The organism is Rhodanobacter aciditrophus (assembly GCF_042679525.1).
Classification (GTDB): Bacteria; Pseudomonadota; Gammaproteobacteria; order Pseudomonadales; family Marinomonadaceae; genus Marinomonas; species Marinomonas aciditrophus.
The window spans coordinates 335,341-351,418 of the sequence record NZ_JBHTMN010000011.1 but is presented as its reverse complement, the minus strand read 5'-3'; the positions used below and the strand labels follow the sequence as shown (position 1 = coordinate 351,418).

Sequence of the window (16,078 nt, the reverse complement as noted above, 5' to 3'; positions counted from 1 at the left end):
AATGCTTTCAGACAAGATAAAGAATCAAATTCAGCAAGCCTACCGAGATTATCTAGAGGCAAAAGGCCACAAGGCCCGTGTGGGACAGCGTCATATGATCGCGACCATTGCTCGGACCCTTGGCAATATAAAACAGGGCACCGAAGGTGAGCGGCTAGGTGAAAAGCATGTGGCTGTGGTCGAGGCTGGCACCGGTACAGGTAAGACCTTGTCTTACTGTCTTTCAACGATTCCGATTGTGAAGGATAAGGGTCTTAAGCTAATTATCTCTACTGCGACAGTTGCCTTACAGGAGCAAATCTTACATAAAGAGCTGCCAAGTCTTCTTGAGCATACGGATTATAGTTTCCGATATACCCTCGCTAAAGGTCGTGGTCGTTACCTGTGCTTAAACAACCTTGAGAGCTTTCTGGGTGCTGAAGAGCAATCCACAGAGGATATGTTCGCAGGCCTGTTTGAACAACATCTGGCGGCGGATGATGTCAATATCACCCTGTATCAGGAAATGGATGATAAGCTTCGCGACGGTGAGTGGGATGGAGACAAAGATAATTGGGAAGGCATCATTCGTGAGAATGATTGGCGTCGTCTCACCACTGATCATCAACAATGTACAAATCGTAATTGTGCTAACTTCTCCGCCTGTCCATTTTTTAAGGCCCGAGGTGAACTAGAAATTGCAGATGTCATAGTGGCTAACCATGATTTGGTGTTAGCGGATTTATCATTGGGTGGCGGTGCCATTCTTTCAGACCCCAAAGAAACCATCTATGTATTTGATGAAGGACATCATCTACCTGACAAGGCCATAGGTCACTTTAGACATGAAGTGCGTCTGCAACAAAGTATCAGTTGGCTTAAGCAGCTAGACAAAAACCTTATAAATTTCCGTCAGGAACTAACGGACGAAGTCAGTTTGTCGGGGCAGATCTTATTAAAAATCCCCCAGCAAATACAAAGCACGATCAACTTTGTACAGTACGTGCAGCAGGGGATCGCACCCTTTATCCAAGGGTTGGGATTGGACGAAGATACGCGTCAGCACCGTTTTGAATTTGGTGTTATCCCTGATGAATTACGCCAGCTGGCATACAGCCTTACTATGTCTTACCAAAAGCTCTACAAGCAGATTGAAACCATTCAGGATGAATGTAAAAAGGTAAAGCAAAATGAAGGCATGGGGATCACGGAGGAAACCGCTGAAAATTGGCTGCCAATCTTAGGTGTCATCTTAGGGCGTCTTGAAGCCTGTGTGGAGCTTTGGAAGCTCTATTCCGCTATTGATGATCAGACCTATCCCCCTAATGCCCGATGGCTTGTTTTAGTGGGCCAAGGCCTTGAACAAGATGTAGAGCTGGGTGGTTCCCCCATCTTAGCCGCCCATACGCTGCGTATGCAGCTCTGGGACAAGTGCTTTGGTGCGGTTGTTACCTCAGCCACATTGACGGCACTGAATGAGTTTCATCGTTTCAACATGCGCTCGGGGGTACCACGGGAAAGTGAGTATCTAAGGGTTATCAGTCCATTTGATTTTGCCAATAAAGGAACCTTGGTCGTCCCGAGTATGGACGCTGAGCCAAATCATGCGGAGGCACATACTAAAGAGTTGGTGAAGTATTTTAATGATCACATCGAAAAAGACCTTGGCTCTTTAGTGCTGTTTTCCTCCCGCCGTCAAATGGAAGAGGTGGCTGCTGGTTTAAAAGATGACCTCAAAGAATTGCTGTTAATACAAGGTGAGCAATCGAAACGGATTATCCTAGACGCACACAAGGATGCCATTGATGCTGGTAAAGGTAGCTTGCTATTTGGCCTTGCAAGCTTTGCAGAAGGGGTGGATTTGCCCGGTAAATACCTTACCCGAGTTTATATCGCAAAAATTCCGTTTGCTGTACCCGATGACCCTGTTGAAGCAACCTTAGCAGAGTGGATTCAAAAGCGGGGCGGGAATCCTTTTATGGAAATAACCATTCCTGATGCCTCTTTGAGATTGGTTCAGGCAACTGGCCGATTGTTGCGAAGTGAGACAGATGAAGGGGAAATCCATATATTGGATAAACGACTTCGTACTAAACGATACGGGGGACAATTAATCGCTAGTTTGCCTCCATATCGACAGATTTAGTAAGTTAAAGATGATAAAACTGGGGCATTTAGGTACACTCGGTGCCACGTTATTAAACTACCAATGAAAAGAGACGAAAGACTCCCACATGGATAAACAGCAAGAAGCCACACGCCCAACCTCTAAGGGCCCAAAACGTCAGCGTAGACCCCGTCGTAAACACAACAAAAATAGTGGAAGCGATAACCAAGCAAACGTTCAGGCTAACAAAGACGCAAAAAGTGGTGAGCTTTGGTCCGTTGATCAGTTCAAAGTAGATCCAGTAGAGGGTAAGTCACGTTTTCATGACTTCAACTTGCCTGATCGTGTCTTGAAATCCATTCAAGAAATGGGATTTGAGTACTGCAGTGAAATTCAAGCTGCGACCTTGCCAGCTACCTTGCAAGGTTACGATTTAATTGGTCAAGCGCAAACGGGTACCGGTAAAACTGCTGCGTTCCTGATTGCTATGGTCAGTGATTTCTTGGATTACCCTGCAGACGAGGATCGTCCTAATAATTTCCCTCGCGGTTTGATTATTGCTCCGACTCGAGAGTTGGCTTTGCAAATCGCAGATGAAGCAGAAAAACTCACTAAAAATACAAACTTGAATGTAGTGTCTTTAGTGGGTGGCATGAATTACGACAAACAGCGCTCTCAATTGGAAACCGAGTTCGTTGACCTAGTGGTTGCGACGCCGGGCCGTTTGTTGGATTTTGCGCGTAATAAGAAAGTAATGCTCAATAAAGTTGAGTGTGTTGTGCTGGACGAAGCGGACCGCATGCTTTCCATGGGCTTTATTCCGGATGTTAAAAGCATTATTCGCATGACGCCTCACAAAGAGCGACGTCAAACTATGTTGTTCAGTGCGACCTTCCCGAAAGATATCCAAGCACTTGCTCGTCAGTGGACTTTCCATCCAAAAGAAGTCTCTGTAGTACCAAAAGAGACGACCAACAAAAACATTGATCAGGTTATTTACACGGTCGAAGCGGAACAGAAATGGCCGGTACTAAAATCTTTGATTGAAGGTAATGATGGCCAGCGTACGATTATTTTTGCGAACCGCCGTGACGAAACCAGAGATTTATATGAAAAGCTGAAAGGCGCCAAGATCAACTGTGCGATTTTATCCGGTGAAGTGAGCCAGGATAAACGTGTGAAAACATTGGCTAAGTTCAAAGACGGCTCAATTCAAGTGTTGGTGGCAACGGATGTGGCTGGTCGAGGAATCCACGTAGACAACATCGAGCTAGTGGTGAACTATACTTTACCGGAAGACCCTGAAGATTATGTGCACCGTATTGGCCGTACCGGTCGCGGCGGCGAAATGGGTAAATCCGTCAGCTTTGCCAGCGAAGATGACGCTTTCATGATTCCTGAAATAGAAGCCACTATCGGTGCTTCTATTCGTTGTGAATACATGATCGAGCAAAAATAACGAGGTTTCATGAAGCTTTACCATCACTATGCGCAACTAGGCGCTGAATTTTCAGCTCATACTAAGATTCAGCCTTTAATTGAACAGCGCATAGTGGAGGTAAACAAGGACTTGGCAACAAGTCTTGGAATTGACCTAAGTGACAAAGACACTCAAGCCAAGCTTAACGGTGAGGTGCCCGTAGCGGATTCCTTAAGCATGGTCTATGCCGGTCACCAATTTGGTGGCTTTTCCCCTCAACTCGGCGACGGTCGAGGCGTACTGCTTGGGGAAGTAAAAGATTCAAACGGTCAGCTGCACGATATTCATGTGAAGGGGGCAGGGCAAACTCCTTTCAGTCGTCGTGGCGATGGCCGTGCTGTTCTGCGATCTTCCATTCGTGAATACTTGGCAGGTGAGGCCATGCACGCTCTGGGTGTGCCGTCCTCTCGCTCTCTAGCGCTATTCGACAGCCAACAGGCCGTGTACCGTGAGCAACCCGAACCTGGCGCTTTGCTGGTTCGTACGGCTCGCACTCACATTCGCTTTGGTCATTTTGAATATTTCTTTGCTCATAAGAAAACAGAGCAGCTACAGCAACTCATTGATTACACCCTAGAGCACTACTTTCCTGATGCCCTGAAATCAGAGCAACCTATCATTTCCATGCTTAAAGACGTGGTAAGTCGTACTGCGAAAATGGTGGCAAAATGGCAAAGCATCGGTTTTCAGCATGGAGTAATGAATACGGATAACTTTTCTATCCTTGGTGAAACGATCGATTATGGTCCTTATGGATTTATGGAAGATTATGATGATCGTTGGATCTGCAACCATTCGGATTATGAAGGCCGCTATCGTTTTGATCGACAGCCGGGAATTGGGCTTTGGAATCTAAATTGTCTTATGCGTTGCTTTTCTGGTCACTTGTCACGAGAGCAATTGATTGAAATATTGCAGGGCTACGAGCCTGTACTTCAACGCCACTATGATGAGCTGATGAGAGCCAAACTGGGTCTTAGCTCAGAGGTTGACATAGAGCCTCTGGTTCAGCAGCTTTTCTCTATTCTTCGTAAAGAGAAATTTGACTACACTATATTTTTTAGGTTGCTCAGCTCGGTGACCCCAGAAACGCCGGAAATTCTTCTTGACGAAGTGGTTGATCGGGAGTCCATGGGAGGCTGGTTGAAGGGTTACTGGACATGCCGCTTAGATAGCCGAGACCAGCATGACGTTTCAGCTCAAATGAAACAAGTTAACCCCAAATTTGTGTTGCGCAACTATTTAGCCCATGAAGCCATTCAAGCGGCAGAGGCGGGAAACTACCTGCCATTTAGAGAGCTTTTAAACGTATTAAAAAATCCCTTTGATGAGCATGCGGCCAGCGAAGCTCTGGCTATGCGCGCCCCAGACTGGGGGCGTGACTTAGAAGTTAGCTGCTCGTCGTAACCATAAGGTAAGCCTATATATTATGGACAAGCAATCAGTTTGTGTTTTGGGGGGCGGTAGTTTTGGTACTGCTCTTGCCAATATTATGGCTCAAAATGGCCATCAAGTTAGCCAATGGATGCGTAATGAGGAGCAGGTTGAAGAGATCAATCTAACGGGCCTTAACAGCCGCTATTTACCCAATGCTCCTTTGCATAGAGAGTTGCTGGCGACTAGTAATTTAGAAGAAGCCATTCGTGCTAGTAATACAATTTTTGTTTCTATTCCTTCTAAATCTTTTGAGCAAGTGGTCGAACGCATTCGCCCTTTGCTCACACCTGAAAAAATCCTTATCAGCACCACCAAAGGTTTCAACCCCAATCGCTTCGAATTAATGAGTGACATCCTCAAGCGTAATGGTGTGACAGAGCGAATTGGTGTCCTCAGTGGGCCTAACTTAGCCAAAGAAATTGCTGCAGGACAGCTGACTGGCTCTGTTATTGCCAGCGACGATGCTCCTCTTCGAGGTACTGTGATAGAGTTATTAAAGTCTCGGACTTTCCGCGTTTATGAGAACCAAGACAGTACTGGGGTTGAGCTGGCAGGTGCGTTAAAGAATATTTATGCCATAGTGTGTGGTCTTGCTAAGGCTGTGAAAGTAGGTGAGAACACCATGGCAATGATCATGACCCGTAGCTTAGCGGAGATGAGCCGGTTTGCCGTGCACTTCGGTGCAAACCCAATGACATTTTTAGGGCTTGCTGGGATGGGCGATTTAATTGCGACATGCTCTTCCCCGCTAAGTCGAAACTACCGTGTAGGCTTCGCCCTAGGTTCTGGAGAAGCGCTAGAAAAAGCAGTGGGCTCCATAGGTGAAGTTGCAGAGGGTGTTAATACACTTCGCATGGTGGTAGAAGAAGCACATAAACATCAACTGTACATGCCGTTAGCAGAAGGTCTGTATAAGTTGATCTTTGAAAACGCGAGCTTGGAATCCCTGATTGGTGGCCTTATGACTGGCGAACAAAAATGGGATGTAGAGTTTGCAACGACTGGAGAAAATCATAATGGATAAGCCGGGTTATTCAGATCAGGGATATTGGTTGCGTATCCTTTTTATGTTGATTTATTGGTGTCTACTCAATGTGGCATTTACCTTGTTCGGCTTTTTGCTGATTATCGTCACCTTGATACGTTTCGGCTCAAAGCATGAGCCTGTGACACTCGGCGCTTGGCTGCGATCTGTCTCCGCTTTCATGAAGCAAGTATTGGCTTTCTTAGCTTTCAGTAGCGAAGAGAAGCCTTTCCCATTTCAACCTTGGCCAGAAGGTGACAAGCGTGCAGAGTAAACGACTCTACATCATGCGTCATGGCCATGCTGAGCCATTTGGTTATCAGGACGATAGCTCAAGAGCTTTGACAGAGGCTGGATATGAAGAAGTGCGTCAAACCGCCCAGGCATTTTCTGAGACCACTGAAGACTTTGATGCAATTTTTGTCAGTCCTTTTTTGCGGGCTCAGCAAACCGCTAATGAGTTTATAAAAGTATTAGGGACTGCTACTTTACCGACGACTTTAGAAACTATTACCCCTAGTGCTAAGGCGCTGGATGTAGCGCTTTGGCTAAATGATTTACCTTATCAATCGATCTTGTTGGTGACTCATCAGCCTTTTGCATATCAGTTAGTAGATCTTCTTGCTGACCAGCCATTGCCGCCGACTTTTTCAATGCAAACGGCAACACTCGCAGCTCTTGAGGGAGAGCTTTTTGCTACAGCTTGCTGTCAGTATCGCTGGTCCCTGTCGCCAGCAAATCCATAATTTGATGGGACTGTTATGAGTAATGAAACGGCTTATAACTTAGGCCATATTAAGTTAGGCGCGCAGCAATGGTTGTCAGCCAATCCAAATGCTCTACGTGTTTTGATGCTTCATGGTTGGCTCGATAATGCTGCCAGTTTTAATAATATTGCTCTTCAATTGTGCGAATACAATGTGACTGCTATTGATCAGGCTGGCCATGGGGTGTCTGATCATAAGCCAGATGGCAGTTTTTATCATTTATGGGATCATGCCCTAGATGCTATTAGTGTGTTAAATGCCTCTACTCAAAGTACATGGTTAGTAGGGCATAGTATGGGGGGAGCGGTCGCCATGTTGGTCGCAGCACTTGCTCCAGAGAAAGTAAGAGGGTTAATAATCCTCGACAATATGGGCCCTTTGACCGCGTCGGCAGATGAGCGTGTGACCACTATGCAGCGGGCGGTCCAGAAAATGCTAAAAACCCGGGCAGATAGATATACCCGGTATCCCTCCCAAGAAGACCTTATTCAGGCTAGGATGCGTGGTTTTACTGAATTGTCACATGGAGCGGCTAAGCCTCTGGTTGAGCGAGGTTCGATCATGAAAAATGGTGAATGGGTTTGGCGATCTGATCACAAGCTCTCATTTCCTTCACCGTTTCGTATGGATGAAGCTGCTGTCGAGTCATTTATTCAGTCCATAAAATGTCCTACCTTGGCACTTGTTGCTGATAATGGTGTCTATGAAAACAATAAAGAATTGGTTAAGAAGCGCGCTACTGCGTTTCCCTGGATTAAACTTAAGTGGTTACCAGGTGGCCATCATTTTCATTTAGAGCCAAATACATGCAAAGCCGTTGCAGAGGAAATTAGACGGTTTATAGACCAAAATTAGTAAGTATTTGGTGAGGAGTCCTGATTATGTCCCGACTATTTAGATCTGCATTGGCACCCTTGTTTATAATTCCGACCTTGTCCTATGCTGCCGTTACTGAAGTGCCTGTTTTTCGAGGTGCGCAAATTATAAAAAGCGAACCCGTCGAAAGCTCCTCTATCGAAGTGCCCCTCGCTAAGATCTATCGCTCAGGTCGTGGATGGGAGCCAGAATCCGTGGAACGCATAGATGGGCAATCATTTCAGACTCTTTATAAGATTGGTCGTAATGTACCATTAAATGAAGTAGTGGATTTTTATGACGAGGCACTTGCCAGCATTGAAGGCAACACTGTTTTGTTTCAATGTGAAAGCCGTAACTGTGGTAGCTCCAATGCTTGGGCAAACAACTTTTTTAACGAATATTTGCTTTACGGTGCGGACCAGAATCAATCACTAAAAGTTCTTAAAGATGCCCAAAATCATTATTGGGTACTTTATATTAATCGTCGCGGTGCAGGTGATGTCATGGTTCGTCTTGATGAAGTTGTGCCAAAAGGGAGTGATGCGGTTGGTGCAAATATATTGGCCCAATTAAATGTTGCTGATGTGCCGCGAATACGTAGCTTTCTTCGAGAACAGTCTGATTTGAGCAATATTGTGGCGTTTGTGACGTCAGACAATCGAGATGGCAACCCGATCATAACAGGTGACAAGTCCATTGAGATGCTAAAAGATGGGCTTAATCCTGATGAGCGTCGTTTACTTCGTTTCATTAATTTAGCGAATATGGGTAATCCAGCTTATGGGGTCAACCGTGTTATTTTCGTTAGTATTAAATAGCTTTTCACATCACAAGGAGGTGATATGAGCAAGAAAACTGTCTCCCTAGTCTTAGGGAGTGGTGCGGCACGTGGGCATGCACACATAGGGATTATCAACGCTGTATTGGAAAAAGGATATGAAATAGTTTCCATTTCAGGGTGCTCAATCGGTGCCATTATTGGTGGAATCTACCTTCAAGGCAAGCTCAAGGAATATCAAGAATGGGCGGAGACATTAGACAAATTTAATGTGCTTAAGCTTCTTGATATGGCGGTACTTAGAGGTGGTTACATCAGTGGTGATCGTTACTTTCAAGTCATCGAATCCATGATAGGCGATGCTGATATAGAGTCCCTTTCGTTGCCTTATACGGCCATCGGCGTGGATATTTTAAGCCAGAAGGAATTTTGGTTTCAAAAAGGCAGCTTAATGCAAGCCATGCGAGCTTCCTCTGCTGTGCCCTCTATAGTTACACCTATACAGATAAACGGTCGAGTTTATGTGGATGGTGGTGTACTGAATCCCTTGCCAATCATTCCTACAGTATCGGCCGGTGCCGATTTCATCATCGCGGTGGACTTAAACGGACCTGCGCAAGAATTATCAGAAGAAGAATTTATCAAACAGGATGATGAGCCAGAGTGGTGGTCCAATGTTAAAAACTTTTTTGGTAAGGGAAAGGATTCTGAAGGCATTCCTGAAAAGCGTTATGAACCGCAAAACTGGGGGCGAATTCAAACCATTAACATGATGTTTGAAACCATGCAGGAATCTTTAACCCAATACAAGATTGCTGGTTACCCGCCTGATGTCCTAATCTCGATTCCAAAAGATACTTGTAGTTTTTATGAATTTTGGCGATCCAAAGAGCTGATTGATTTTGGCTACGATCTGGCCATGAAAGCACTGGATGAATACGAGCAGCCAGAGACAAAACACTTTTCATTTCCAAAGGGGCAATAAGCCCCTTTTTTTATGGCTTTAATAAAATCGACCTGAGATCTTACCAATAGATAAATAATGATCTATTTGATAAACTATTTATTTAATAGATCAAATTAACGTTGGAGCTGTTATTCATGGCACGTAAAGCTAATATCGCTAAAGAAGAGATCATAGAAGCCTGTTGGCATCTCATCTCAGAAAACACCTTTCCAAATATTCCTCGTCTGAGTGAGTACTTCAAAAAACTAGATGGAAGAGGGTGCTCCAATACAACATTGCTAAATGCTATCTCTGAATGGGAAGAAGCCTATAGAGAACAAAGTGCGAGTGAATTATCAGATCTGGCTGAAAGCATTGAGCCTTGTATCGACCGTTTTAATCGAGATTTAATCAAAGCTGTCTCAGTAGTGTTAGACGAAAAAATACGTGCACATGAAGAGTCGTTATCATTGCGCAAGGCTTCTTTAGAGGGGCGAAGCGACGCTTTGAGCGAGGCCTTATCCGAAAGCCAAATAGCGCTTGAAGAACGAACAATTGAAAACCATCAATTAAAGGAAGCCTTAGAGAAGCAACAAAAGAGCAATCAGCAGTTAACCACTCAAAATGAAGGCATGCTGTCCAGAACTCGAGTTTTAGAATCTGACTTAGCGGCTATGAAGCGGCAGTTAGAGGAAGCTGATGCAGCGTTACATCAAGCCCAAGTAGATCTTGCTAAACAAGACATTAAAATAGAACTGCTCACTGATGCGAACAAGTCTGCCCAGAGTCAAATTCAGCAGCTGCAACAAAGTAAGACTCAAGAATACGATCAACAGGTAAAAAGCACGGTACTTGAGCTAAAGGAAATCGCAAAATCCCTGCAGAACAAAGGGGCTGAGCGATAGAGCTAATATGGGTTTATCGGTATAATACGCCTCTTTGTAGCAAGATTGAATGTCATGAGTAAACATCAAACCGCGGTTCGCGACTTAGAATCCATCCAAGATTTCATTCGCTGGACTTATTCTCGTTTTCGTCGATCGGATATATTTTACGGCCATGGTACAGATAACCCATGGGATGAAGCGGTTCAATTGGTGCTTGGTGCGCTGACTCTGCCTTTGGACTTTGATAAAGAGTTTTTGGATAGCCGCCTCACGTATAATGAAAAAAAGCATATCCTTAAGCTCGTTGATGTTCGTATCAATCAACGCGAACCTTTACCGTATTTACTTGGTGAAGCTTGGTTTATGGGGCTGCCGTTTAAAGTCACGAAGGACACCTTGATTCCACGCTCACCGATCATGGCTTTGATTCAAAATGAATTCCAGCCTTGGCTACAACAATATCCACTTAACATACTGGATATGTGCACAGGATCCGGTTGTTTAGGTATCGCTGCGGCGTTAACCTTCGAAGACTCTAGTGTGGACATCACAGATCTTAGTGATGCGGCACTAGCCGTAGCTCAACAGAATATTACTATGCATGAGGTTGAGGACCGCGTCACGGCTATCCAGTCTGATATGTTTGATGGTCTTTCCGGTAAGCAATACGACCTCATTATCTGTAATCCACCTTATGTGGATGCAGAAGATTATGAATCGGCTCCTGAAGAGTTTCATAACGAACCAGAATTAGCGTTAACATCAGGGGTAGACGGGTTAGATTTCACCCGTAAATTTTTAACACAAGCAGGGGACTATCTGCACGACAATGGCATCATAGTTTATGAAGTCGGAAACTCAGAAGTCGCGTTGCAAGAGGCCTACCCAGATACACCTTTTATGTGGGTTGAGCTAGAAAACGGTGGTAACGGTGTATTCGTTCTCACCAAAGAAGAATTAAAGACATTACAACAAGAGTAACCTGACACATGGCTGGTAATACATTTGGAACTATGTTTAAAGTCACAACATTCGGTGAAAGCCACGGCTTGGCTCTAGGCGCGATTGTTGACGGCTGCCCTCCAGGCTTAGAACTAACAGAAGCCGATCTACAGCGTGATTTAGACCTTCGAAAACCAGGTACTTCCAAGCATACTACACAACGCCGGGAGCCTGATGAAGTCGAAATTCTGTCTGGCGTTTTTGAAGGCAAAACCACCGGTACACCGATCGGACTTCTAATCCGTAACACGGATCAACGCTCTAAAGATTACGGCAATATCAAAGATACCTTCCGTCCAGCTCACGCTGATTATGTATATGATCAGAAATTTGGTTTCCGTGACTATCGTGGCGGCGGTCGTTCTTCTGCTCGTGAAACGGCCATGCGTGTAGCGGCTGGTGCCATCGCTAAAAAGTGGCTAAAACAGCGTTATGGCATCGAAATTCAAGGCTTTTTGTCACAACTTGGTCCGATCAAGCTAGACGTTAAAGATTTATCACAGGTCTATGAAAACGCCTTTTTTAGCCCTGATCCTGATGCGATTCCAGAGCTTGAAACCTACATGACGAACCTGCGACGTGAGGGGGATTCTGTTGGTGCCAAGATTACAGTGGTTGCAAAAAATGTCATGCCTGGACTGGGTGAGCCCGTGTTTGATCGCCTTGATGCGGACATTGCAAAAGCCATGATGGGCATCAATGCCGTTAAAGGTGTGGAGATTGGTGATGGCTTTGATGTGATTGAACAAAAAGGCACTCAACACAGGGACGAAATGACTCCAGAAGGTTTCCTAAGTAACCATGCTGGTGGTGTTGTTGGTGGATTGTCTTCTGGACAAGACATTGTGGTGCACATGGCACTTAAGCCAACTTCCAGTATCACGGTGCCAGGCAAAAGTATCAATCGCCAAGGCGAGTCTATCGATGTGATTACTAAGGGCCGTCATGATCCATGTGTCGGTATTCGTGCCACACCGATTGCAGAAGCCATGTTGGCTTTAACCTTGATTGATCATTTATTACGTCATCGTGGGCAAAATGCTGACGTGACATGCGAGACCCCGATCATAAAAGGGCAAGCATAACGTTTTAAAAGCCGCTTCCGAGCGGCTTTTTTGTCTTTAAAACCACATGATATCAACTCTTACGGATCGAGAACTCAGATGGCTAATGTCGTTATTCGTATACAAGTAGGCTCGCAAAATCCTGTAAAGCAGGGGGCGGCCATGAAAGCATTTGCGAAAGCTTTTCCCAGTCGTGCATTACATTGTGAAACGACAAGCGCCCCCTCCGGGGTTCCTGATCAGCCTATGAATGAAGCTGAAACCAAGCTTGGGGCGCAAAATAGAGCAACCCACTGTGCTCATCATGATAAGAAACAATCCTTTGATTTTTATGTTGCCATGGAAGGGGGCGTTGACCTATTTGACGAAGGTCCAGCAACCTTTGCCTACGTCACCGTACGGGATAAAAATGGCAAAATGATCACGGGCCGAAGTGCCAATTTACCGCTACCAAGTGGCATTTATAAGCGCCTAGTTGAAGGTGAAGAGCTGGCACACGTGATGGATGATGTGTTTAATGAGCACAATATAAGACAAAAGGGCGGCGCGATCGGTGTCCTGACTAACCATATTGAAACCCGTGAAAGTGTCTACATGCAGGCCTTGATACTTGCTTTAGCGCCTTTTATGCATGAAGAGATATATCAATGATCGATCAATACAGTCACTTTTGGTTTGACGCCGATGAAACCCTGTTTAAGTTTGATGCTTATGCAGGTCTACAGCACATGTTTCAAATGTACGATGTGGAATTTACTAAAGAGCATTTTGAAGTATATCAAGCGACGAATAAGCCACTTTGGGTAGCATACCAAGACGGCTTAATAGACGCTAATACGCTTCAGATAACGCGTTTTAAGGGTTGGGCAGATAAGTTGTCTGTGGAGCCAAGTGTATTAAATGAGCAGTTTTTAGACAGCATGGCGTTACTCTGTGAGCCTTTACCAGGGGCATTGGGTTTAATCGATTATCTGAAATCTAAACAGAAATCTCTATCAATCATCACCAATGGTTTTACCGCGTTACAAGAGCGTCGACTGCAAAAGACGGGCTTACGGGATGCATTTGACCACATAGTCATTTCAGAGCAGATTGGGTACGCAAAACCACATAGCAAGGTATTCGAGCATACCATGGCCAAACATGGCTTAACGGAACAAGACAAACCGCACATCTTAATGGTTGGCGACACCTTAGCCTCAGACATCCTTGGTGGTAATAATGCCGGTATTGATACTGTCTGGTTGAATCATCACAACATTGAAGTAGAGCCACACGTAATGCCCACGTATGAAGTTCCTAATCTGGAAATATTACTTCGCAAACTGAAAGGCCGTAACTAGACATTCGCGACTGATCAACACAGCTTTAAACTTGTAAAAGCCTTAAGAAGAAGCGAATTCAACAAATAGAGGTTTTGCCTAGCTGAGCACAACGAAAGTAGTTCTGATATTTCCGATAAATGTTATTATCGGAAATAGCGAAATAAGCCATTTTAAGTTCAATCTCTCTGTATTTGACACTTTGTCCTAAGAGTTTTCTCTTATTGAGCTGTATTGAAACTGCATTGATTCATTATGCTGCTCGCCATTGGCTCCCTTTATAAACTCACTATTCCTAGTCTCAGTACCATTCACACCCTGAGTTCAACAGCACAAACTTAGGATAAATCTTGCACCGTGTTGAATTCCTCCATTATCGTCCTATCTATTAGTTATCGATAAATTAACTTTTAAGGATTTAACAATGTCTAATGCTACGCAAGCACTGTTTACATCTGTGGCTCTTGGTGATGTTCAGCTATCAAATCGATTCGTCATGGCTCCATTAACACGCTGTCGTGCTGTTGATCATCAGCCTAATCAATTAATGGCTGAATATTACTCACAACGAGCTTCTGCTGGCTTGTTGATTACTGAATGTACAATGATGACTGAAGGCACTTCTGCGTTTGGCAACGATCCTGGCATTTACAGTGCTGAGCAAGTGGCTGGATGGAAATTAACCACTGATGCCGTACACGCTGCTGGCGGTAAGATTTTCATGCAAATCTGGCATCCAGGTCGCGCTGCTCATCCTGCCCTTAATAATGGCAAGCCGTCAGTGGCACCAAGTGCCATTGCTATTGATGGCGAGATTCATACGCCAGAAGGCAAAGTGCCCCATGCAGTACCTGAAGCCCTAACTAAAGAAGCTATTGCTGCGATCGTAGAGGATTTTCGTAAAGGCGCAGAAAACGCTAAAGCCGCGGGCTTTGATGGCGTAGAGATCCACGGTGCCAATGGTTACTTGATTGACCAATTTTTACGTGACAGCAGTAACAAGCGTACTGACGAATACGGCGGCTCCTTTGAAAACCGAGCGCGTTTCTTAACAGAAGTGATTGAAGCTGTGACCAGTGTATTTGGTTCTGGCCGTGTTGGTTTGCGCCTTTCGCCCCTTAATAGCTTCCAAAGTATGCAGGACAGTGACCCTGTTGCTTGGACCGAGTATTTAACAACTCATCTGAATAAGTTTAATTTGGCTTATTTGCATCTTATGCGTGCTGATTTTTTTGGTGTGCAGCAAGCGGATGTGGTTCGAGTCGCCCGTGATCATTACCAAGGGCATTTAATGGTGAATATGGGTTATTCTGCTGAAGAAGCGAGCGCTACTATTGAAAGCAAAGATGCTGATACGGTTGCTTTCGGTACGCCGATTCTTGCGAACCCTGATTTTGTAGAGCGTACTCAAAAAGGTGCCGAATTGAATACTCCAGACCAAGATACTTTCTATACATCAGGTCCTGAAGGTTACGTCGACTACCCTACTTTGCAATCTGCCTAATCATTATTAAATGAACTAATCAAAGCCGGACAATCAGTCCGGCTTTTTTATATCATAACCTCTCGCTGAAGAGCGGCTCCTAGCACACCAAAGTATTGGTTAAACATTTCATTAATAATCAGTCGTTGTTGACCCTTAGGATACAGCCCGAGCTTGGCTTCATCAGAATGAATGGATCCACGTACCAAAAACTTATTTTGCGGCACGCTATCTTCAATAAAGGCTTCAAATGCTCGGGCGCACATTTCTTCAGGCCGTGAGTAATATAATACCCCTAGGCGATCATCCGTATCCCGTGAGACAGTAAATAAGTCACTAGGTTGCTTACCGTCATTAGATAACATGATGGCGGCAAAGCATTCACCTAATAAGGCATTTAATGGGTGTTTACCGCTGGGATAATCATTAAGCCACATGTTTGAAGCGAAGGCTTGTGAGTCAGCAATGGGAAACATTTTCTCACCCATATAATGGTCAAATGCATGAAACCATTCATGGGCAAGACTTCCTGCCCCCGCATTCTTTGCTAAAGACAGCTTTCTCATGGCCGGCACATAATGAGCAGACACTCCAGGTCGGCCACCTTTGCCATATTGCAACCCCAGCGTGCCTCTTAGAGATATTAAATGTGTCGTTCCTGATAAAGCAGATTGGAGATCACATAGGGCATTATGAAAGTTAATGGCTGCTCTATCCCGTTCTTCTGGTGTGACCCAGCGCCCCATTTCAATTCCTTTAAAATCGAACTGACGACGAATGCTAACAAATGATGGAATTTGATGGGATGCAATCATAATAAGCAGAAAAGTGGCGGGGACCTATAGAAATTCAGCGAAAATAGTATGAAATAGATGTTAAACGATACGACTGTGTTGCGCATCGTGTGATTACCAATTTGATTCATATTTGACCGCTTTTTCTTT

General features: G+C 44.7%; 16 protein-coding genes. 15 read left to right on the top strand and 1 reads right to left on the bottom strand.

What is annotated here, in order from left to right:
* Window position 1: 1 nt before the first annotated feature.
* The 15 genes from dinG (at window position 2) to ACFQ45_RS10560 (ending at window position 15,155) form a co-directional block, all read left to right on the top strand.
* The gene (gene dinG / locus ACFQ45_RS10630; protein ID WP_377367464.1) at window positions 2-2,125 is read left to right on the top strand and encodes an ATP-dependent DNA helicase DinG; all 2,124 of its coding nucleotides are present in this window, start codon (window positions 2-4) and stop codon (window positions 2,123-2,125) included.
* A gap of 88 nt (window positions 2,126-2,213) precedes the next feature.
* On the top strand, window positions 2,214-3,545 hold the full coding sequence (locus tag ACFQ45_RS10625; RefSeq protein WP_377367462.1) for a DEAD/DEAH box helicase: 1,332 nt from the start codon (window positions 2,214-2,216) through the stop codon (window positions 3,543-3,545).
* Window positions 3,546-3,554: 9 nt separating this feature from the next.
* Window positions 3,555-4,973: a protein adenylyltransferase SelO gene (locus ACFQ45_RS10620; protein WP_377367460.1), complete on the top strand. Its 1,419-nt coding sequence runs from the start codon at window positions 3,555-3,557 to the stop codon at window positions 4,971-4,973.
* Window positions 4,974-4,995: 22 nt separating this feature from the next.
* Complete coding sequence (locus tag ACFQ45_RS10615; RefSeq protein WP_377367459.1) at window positions 4,996-6,027, top strand: NAD(P)H-dependent glycerol-3-phosphate dehydrogenase; 1,032 nt, start codon at window positions 4,996-4,998, stop codon at window positions 6,025-6,027.
* Window positions 6,020-6,301, top strand: coding sequence for a DUF4389 domain-containing protein (locus tag ACFQ45_RS10610; RefSeq protein ID WP_377367457.1), 282 nt, complete (start codon window positions 6,020-6,022; stop codon window positions 6,299-6,301). The genes ACFQ45_RS10615 and ACFQ45_RS10610 overlap by 8 nt, the downstream gene beginning before the upstream one ends.
* Entirely contained in the window at window positions 6,291-6,773 is a 483-nt protein-coding gene (gene sixA, locus ACFQ45_RS10605; protein WP_377367455.1) for a phosphohistidine phosphatase SixA, read from the top strand. Before ACFQ45_RS10610 ends, sixA begins: the two co-directional genes overlap by 11 nt.
* Window positions 6,774-6,788: 15 nt before the next feature.
* Window positions 6,789-7,649, top strand: a complete 861-nt coding sequence (locus ACFQ45_RS10600; RefSeq protein ID WP_377367453.1) for an alpha/beta fold hydrolase — start codon at window positions 6,789-6,791, stop codon at window positions 7,647-7,649.
* Window positions 7,650-7,675: 26 nt separating this feature from the next.
* Window positions 7,676-8,470 carry a DUF4892 domain-containing protein gene (locus tag ACFQ45_RS10595; RefSeq protein WP_377367451.1) on the top strand — a complete coding sequence of 265 codons (795 nt, stop codon included), beginning with the start codon at window positions 7,676-7,678 and terminating at the stop codon, window positions 8,468-8,470.
* Window positions 8,471-8,494: 24 nt separating this feature from the next.
* Complete coding sequence (locus tag ACFQ45_RS10590) at window positions 8,495-9,415, top strand: patatin-like phospholipase family protein (protein WP_377367449.1); 921 nt, start codon at window positions 8,495-8,497, stop codon at window positions 9,413-9,415.
* 116 nt (window positions 9,416-9,531) lie between these two features.
* The gene (locus tag ACFQ45_RS10585) at window positions 9,532-10,281 is read left to right on the top strand and encodes an HlyD family secretion protein (protein ID WP_377367447.1); all 750 of its coding nucleotides are present in this window, start codon (window positions 9,532-9,534) and stop codon (window positions 10,279-10,281) included.
* Window positions 10,282-10,335: 54 nt separating this feature from the next.
* A complete protein-coding gene (gene prmB, locus ACFQ45_RS10580; protein WP_377367445.1) occupies window positions 10,336-11,244 on the top strand; it encodes a 50S ribosomal protein L3 N(5)-glutamine methyltransferase in 909 nt (302 codons plus the stop codon).
* Window positions 11,245-11,252: 8 nt separating this feature from the next.
* Window positions 11,253-12,350: a chorismate synthase gene (gene aroC, locus ACFQ45_RS10575; RefSeq protein WP_377367443.1), complete on the top strand. Its 1,098-nt coding sequence runs from the start codon at window positions 11,253-11,255 to the stop codon at window positions 12,348-12,350.
* Window positions 12,351-12,428: 78 nt separating this feature from the next.
* Window positions 12,429-12,980, top strand: coding sequence for an inosine/xanthosine triphosphatase (yjjX, locus tag ACFQ45_RS10570; RefSeq protein WP_377367441.1), 552 nt, complete (start codon window positions 12,429-12,431; stop codon window positions 12,978-12,980).
* A complete protein-coding gene (gene yjjG, locus ACFQ45_RS10565; RefSeq protein ID WP_377367439.1) occupies window positions 12,977-13,672 on the top strand; it encodes a pyrimidine 5'-nucleotidase in 696 nt (231 codons plus the stop codon). Before yjjX ends, yjjG begins: the two co-directional genes overlap by 4 nt.
* Before the next feature lie 403 nt (window positions 13,673-14,075).
* On the top strand, window positions 14,076-15,155 hold the full coding sequence (locus ACFQ45_RS10560; protein ID WP_377367437.1) for an alkene reductase: 1,080 nt from the start codon (window positions 14,076-14,078) through the stop codon (window positions 15,153-15,155).
* 47 nt (window positions 15,156-15,202) lie between these two features.
* On the opposite strand, the gene ACFQ45_RS10555 is transcribed toward ACFQ45_RS10560, so the two are convergent.
* Window positions 15,203-15,949, bottom strand: a complete 747-nt coding sequence (locus tag ACFQ45_RS10555) for a CLCA_X family protein (protein WP_377367435.1) — start codon at window positions 15,947-15,949, stop codon at window positions 15,203-15,205.
* Window positions 15,950-16,078: the final 129 nt, after the last annotated feature.

Excerpts from the sequence above, each read along its gene's own strand:
- dinG (WP_377367464.1), top strand. The coding sequence starts at position 2 with ATGCTTTCAGACAAGATAAAGAATCAAATTCAGCAAGCCTACCGAGAT.
- ACFQ45_RS10610 (WP_377367457.1), top strand. The coding sequence starts at position 6,020 with ATGGATAAGCCGGGTTATTCAGATCAGGGATATTGGTTGCGTATCCTT.
- ACFQ45_RS10615 (WP_377367459.1), top strand. The coding sequence starts at position 4,996 with ATGGACAAGCAATCAGTTTGTGTTTTGGGGGGCGGTAGTTTTGGTACT.
- ACFQ45_RS10585 (WP_377367447.1), top strand. The coding sequence starts at position 9,532 with ATGGCACGTAAAGCTAATATCGCTAAAGAAGAGATCATAGAAGCCTGT.
- prmB (WP_377367445.1), top strand. The coding sequence starts at position 10,336 with ATGAGTAAACATCAAACCGCGGTTCGCGACTTAGAATCCATCCAAGAT.
- ACFQ45_RS10590 (WP_377367449.1), top strand. The coding sequence starts at position 8,495 with ATGAGCAAGAAAACTGTCTCCCTAGTCTTAGGGAGTGGTGCGGCACGT.
- aroC (WP_377367443.1), top strand. The coding sequence starts at position 11,253 with ATGGCTGGTAATACATTTGGAACTATGTTTAAAGTCACAACATTCGGT.
- ACFQ45_RS10595 (WP_377367451.1), top strand. The coding sequence starts at position 7,676 with ATGTCCCGACTATTTAGATCTGCATTGGCACCCTTGTTTATAATTCCG.
- ACFQ45_RS10560 (WP_377367437.1), top strand. The coding sequence starts at position 14,076 with ATGTCTAATGCTACGCAAGCACTGTTTACATCTGTGGCTCTTGGTGAT.
- ACFQ45_RS10620 (WP_377367460.1), top strand. The coding sequence starts at position 3,555 with ATGAAGCTTTACCATCACTATGCGCAACTAGGCGCTGAATTTTCAGCT.
- ACFQ45_RS10600 (WP_377367453.1), top strand. The coding sequence starts at position 6,789 with ATGAGTAATGAAACGGCTTATAACTTAGGCCATATTAAGTTAGGCGCG.
- ACFQ45_RS10555 (WP_377367435.1), bottom strand. The coding sequence starts at position 15,949 with ATGATTGCATCCCATCAAATTCCATCATTTGTTAGCATTCGTCGTCAG.
- ACFQ45_RS10625 (WP_377367462.1), top strand. The coding sequence starts at position 2,214 with ATGGATAAACAGCAAGAAGCCACACGCCCAACCTCTAAGGGCCCAAAA.
- yjjX (WP_377367441.1), top strand. The coding sequence starts at position 12,429 with ATGGCTAATGTCGTTATTCGTATACAAGTAGGCTCGCAAAATCCTGTA.
- yjjG (WP_377367439.1), top strand. The coding sequence starts at position 12,977 with ATGATCGATCAATACAGTCACTTTTGGTTTGACGCCGATGAAACCCTG.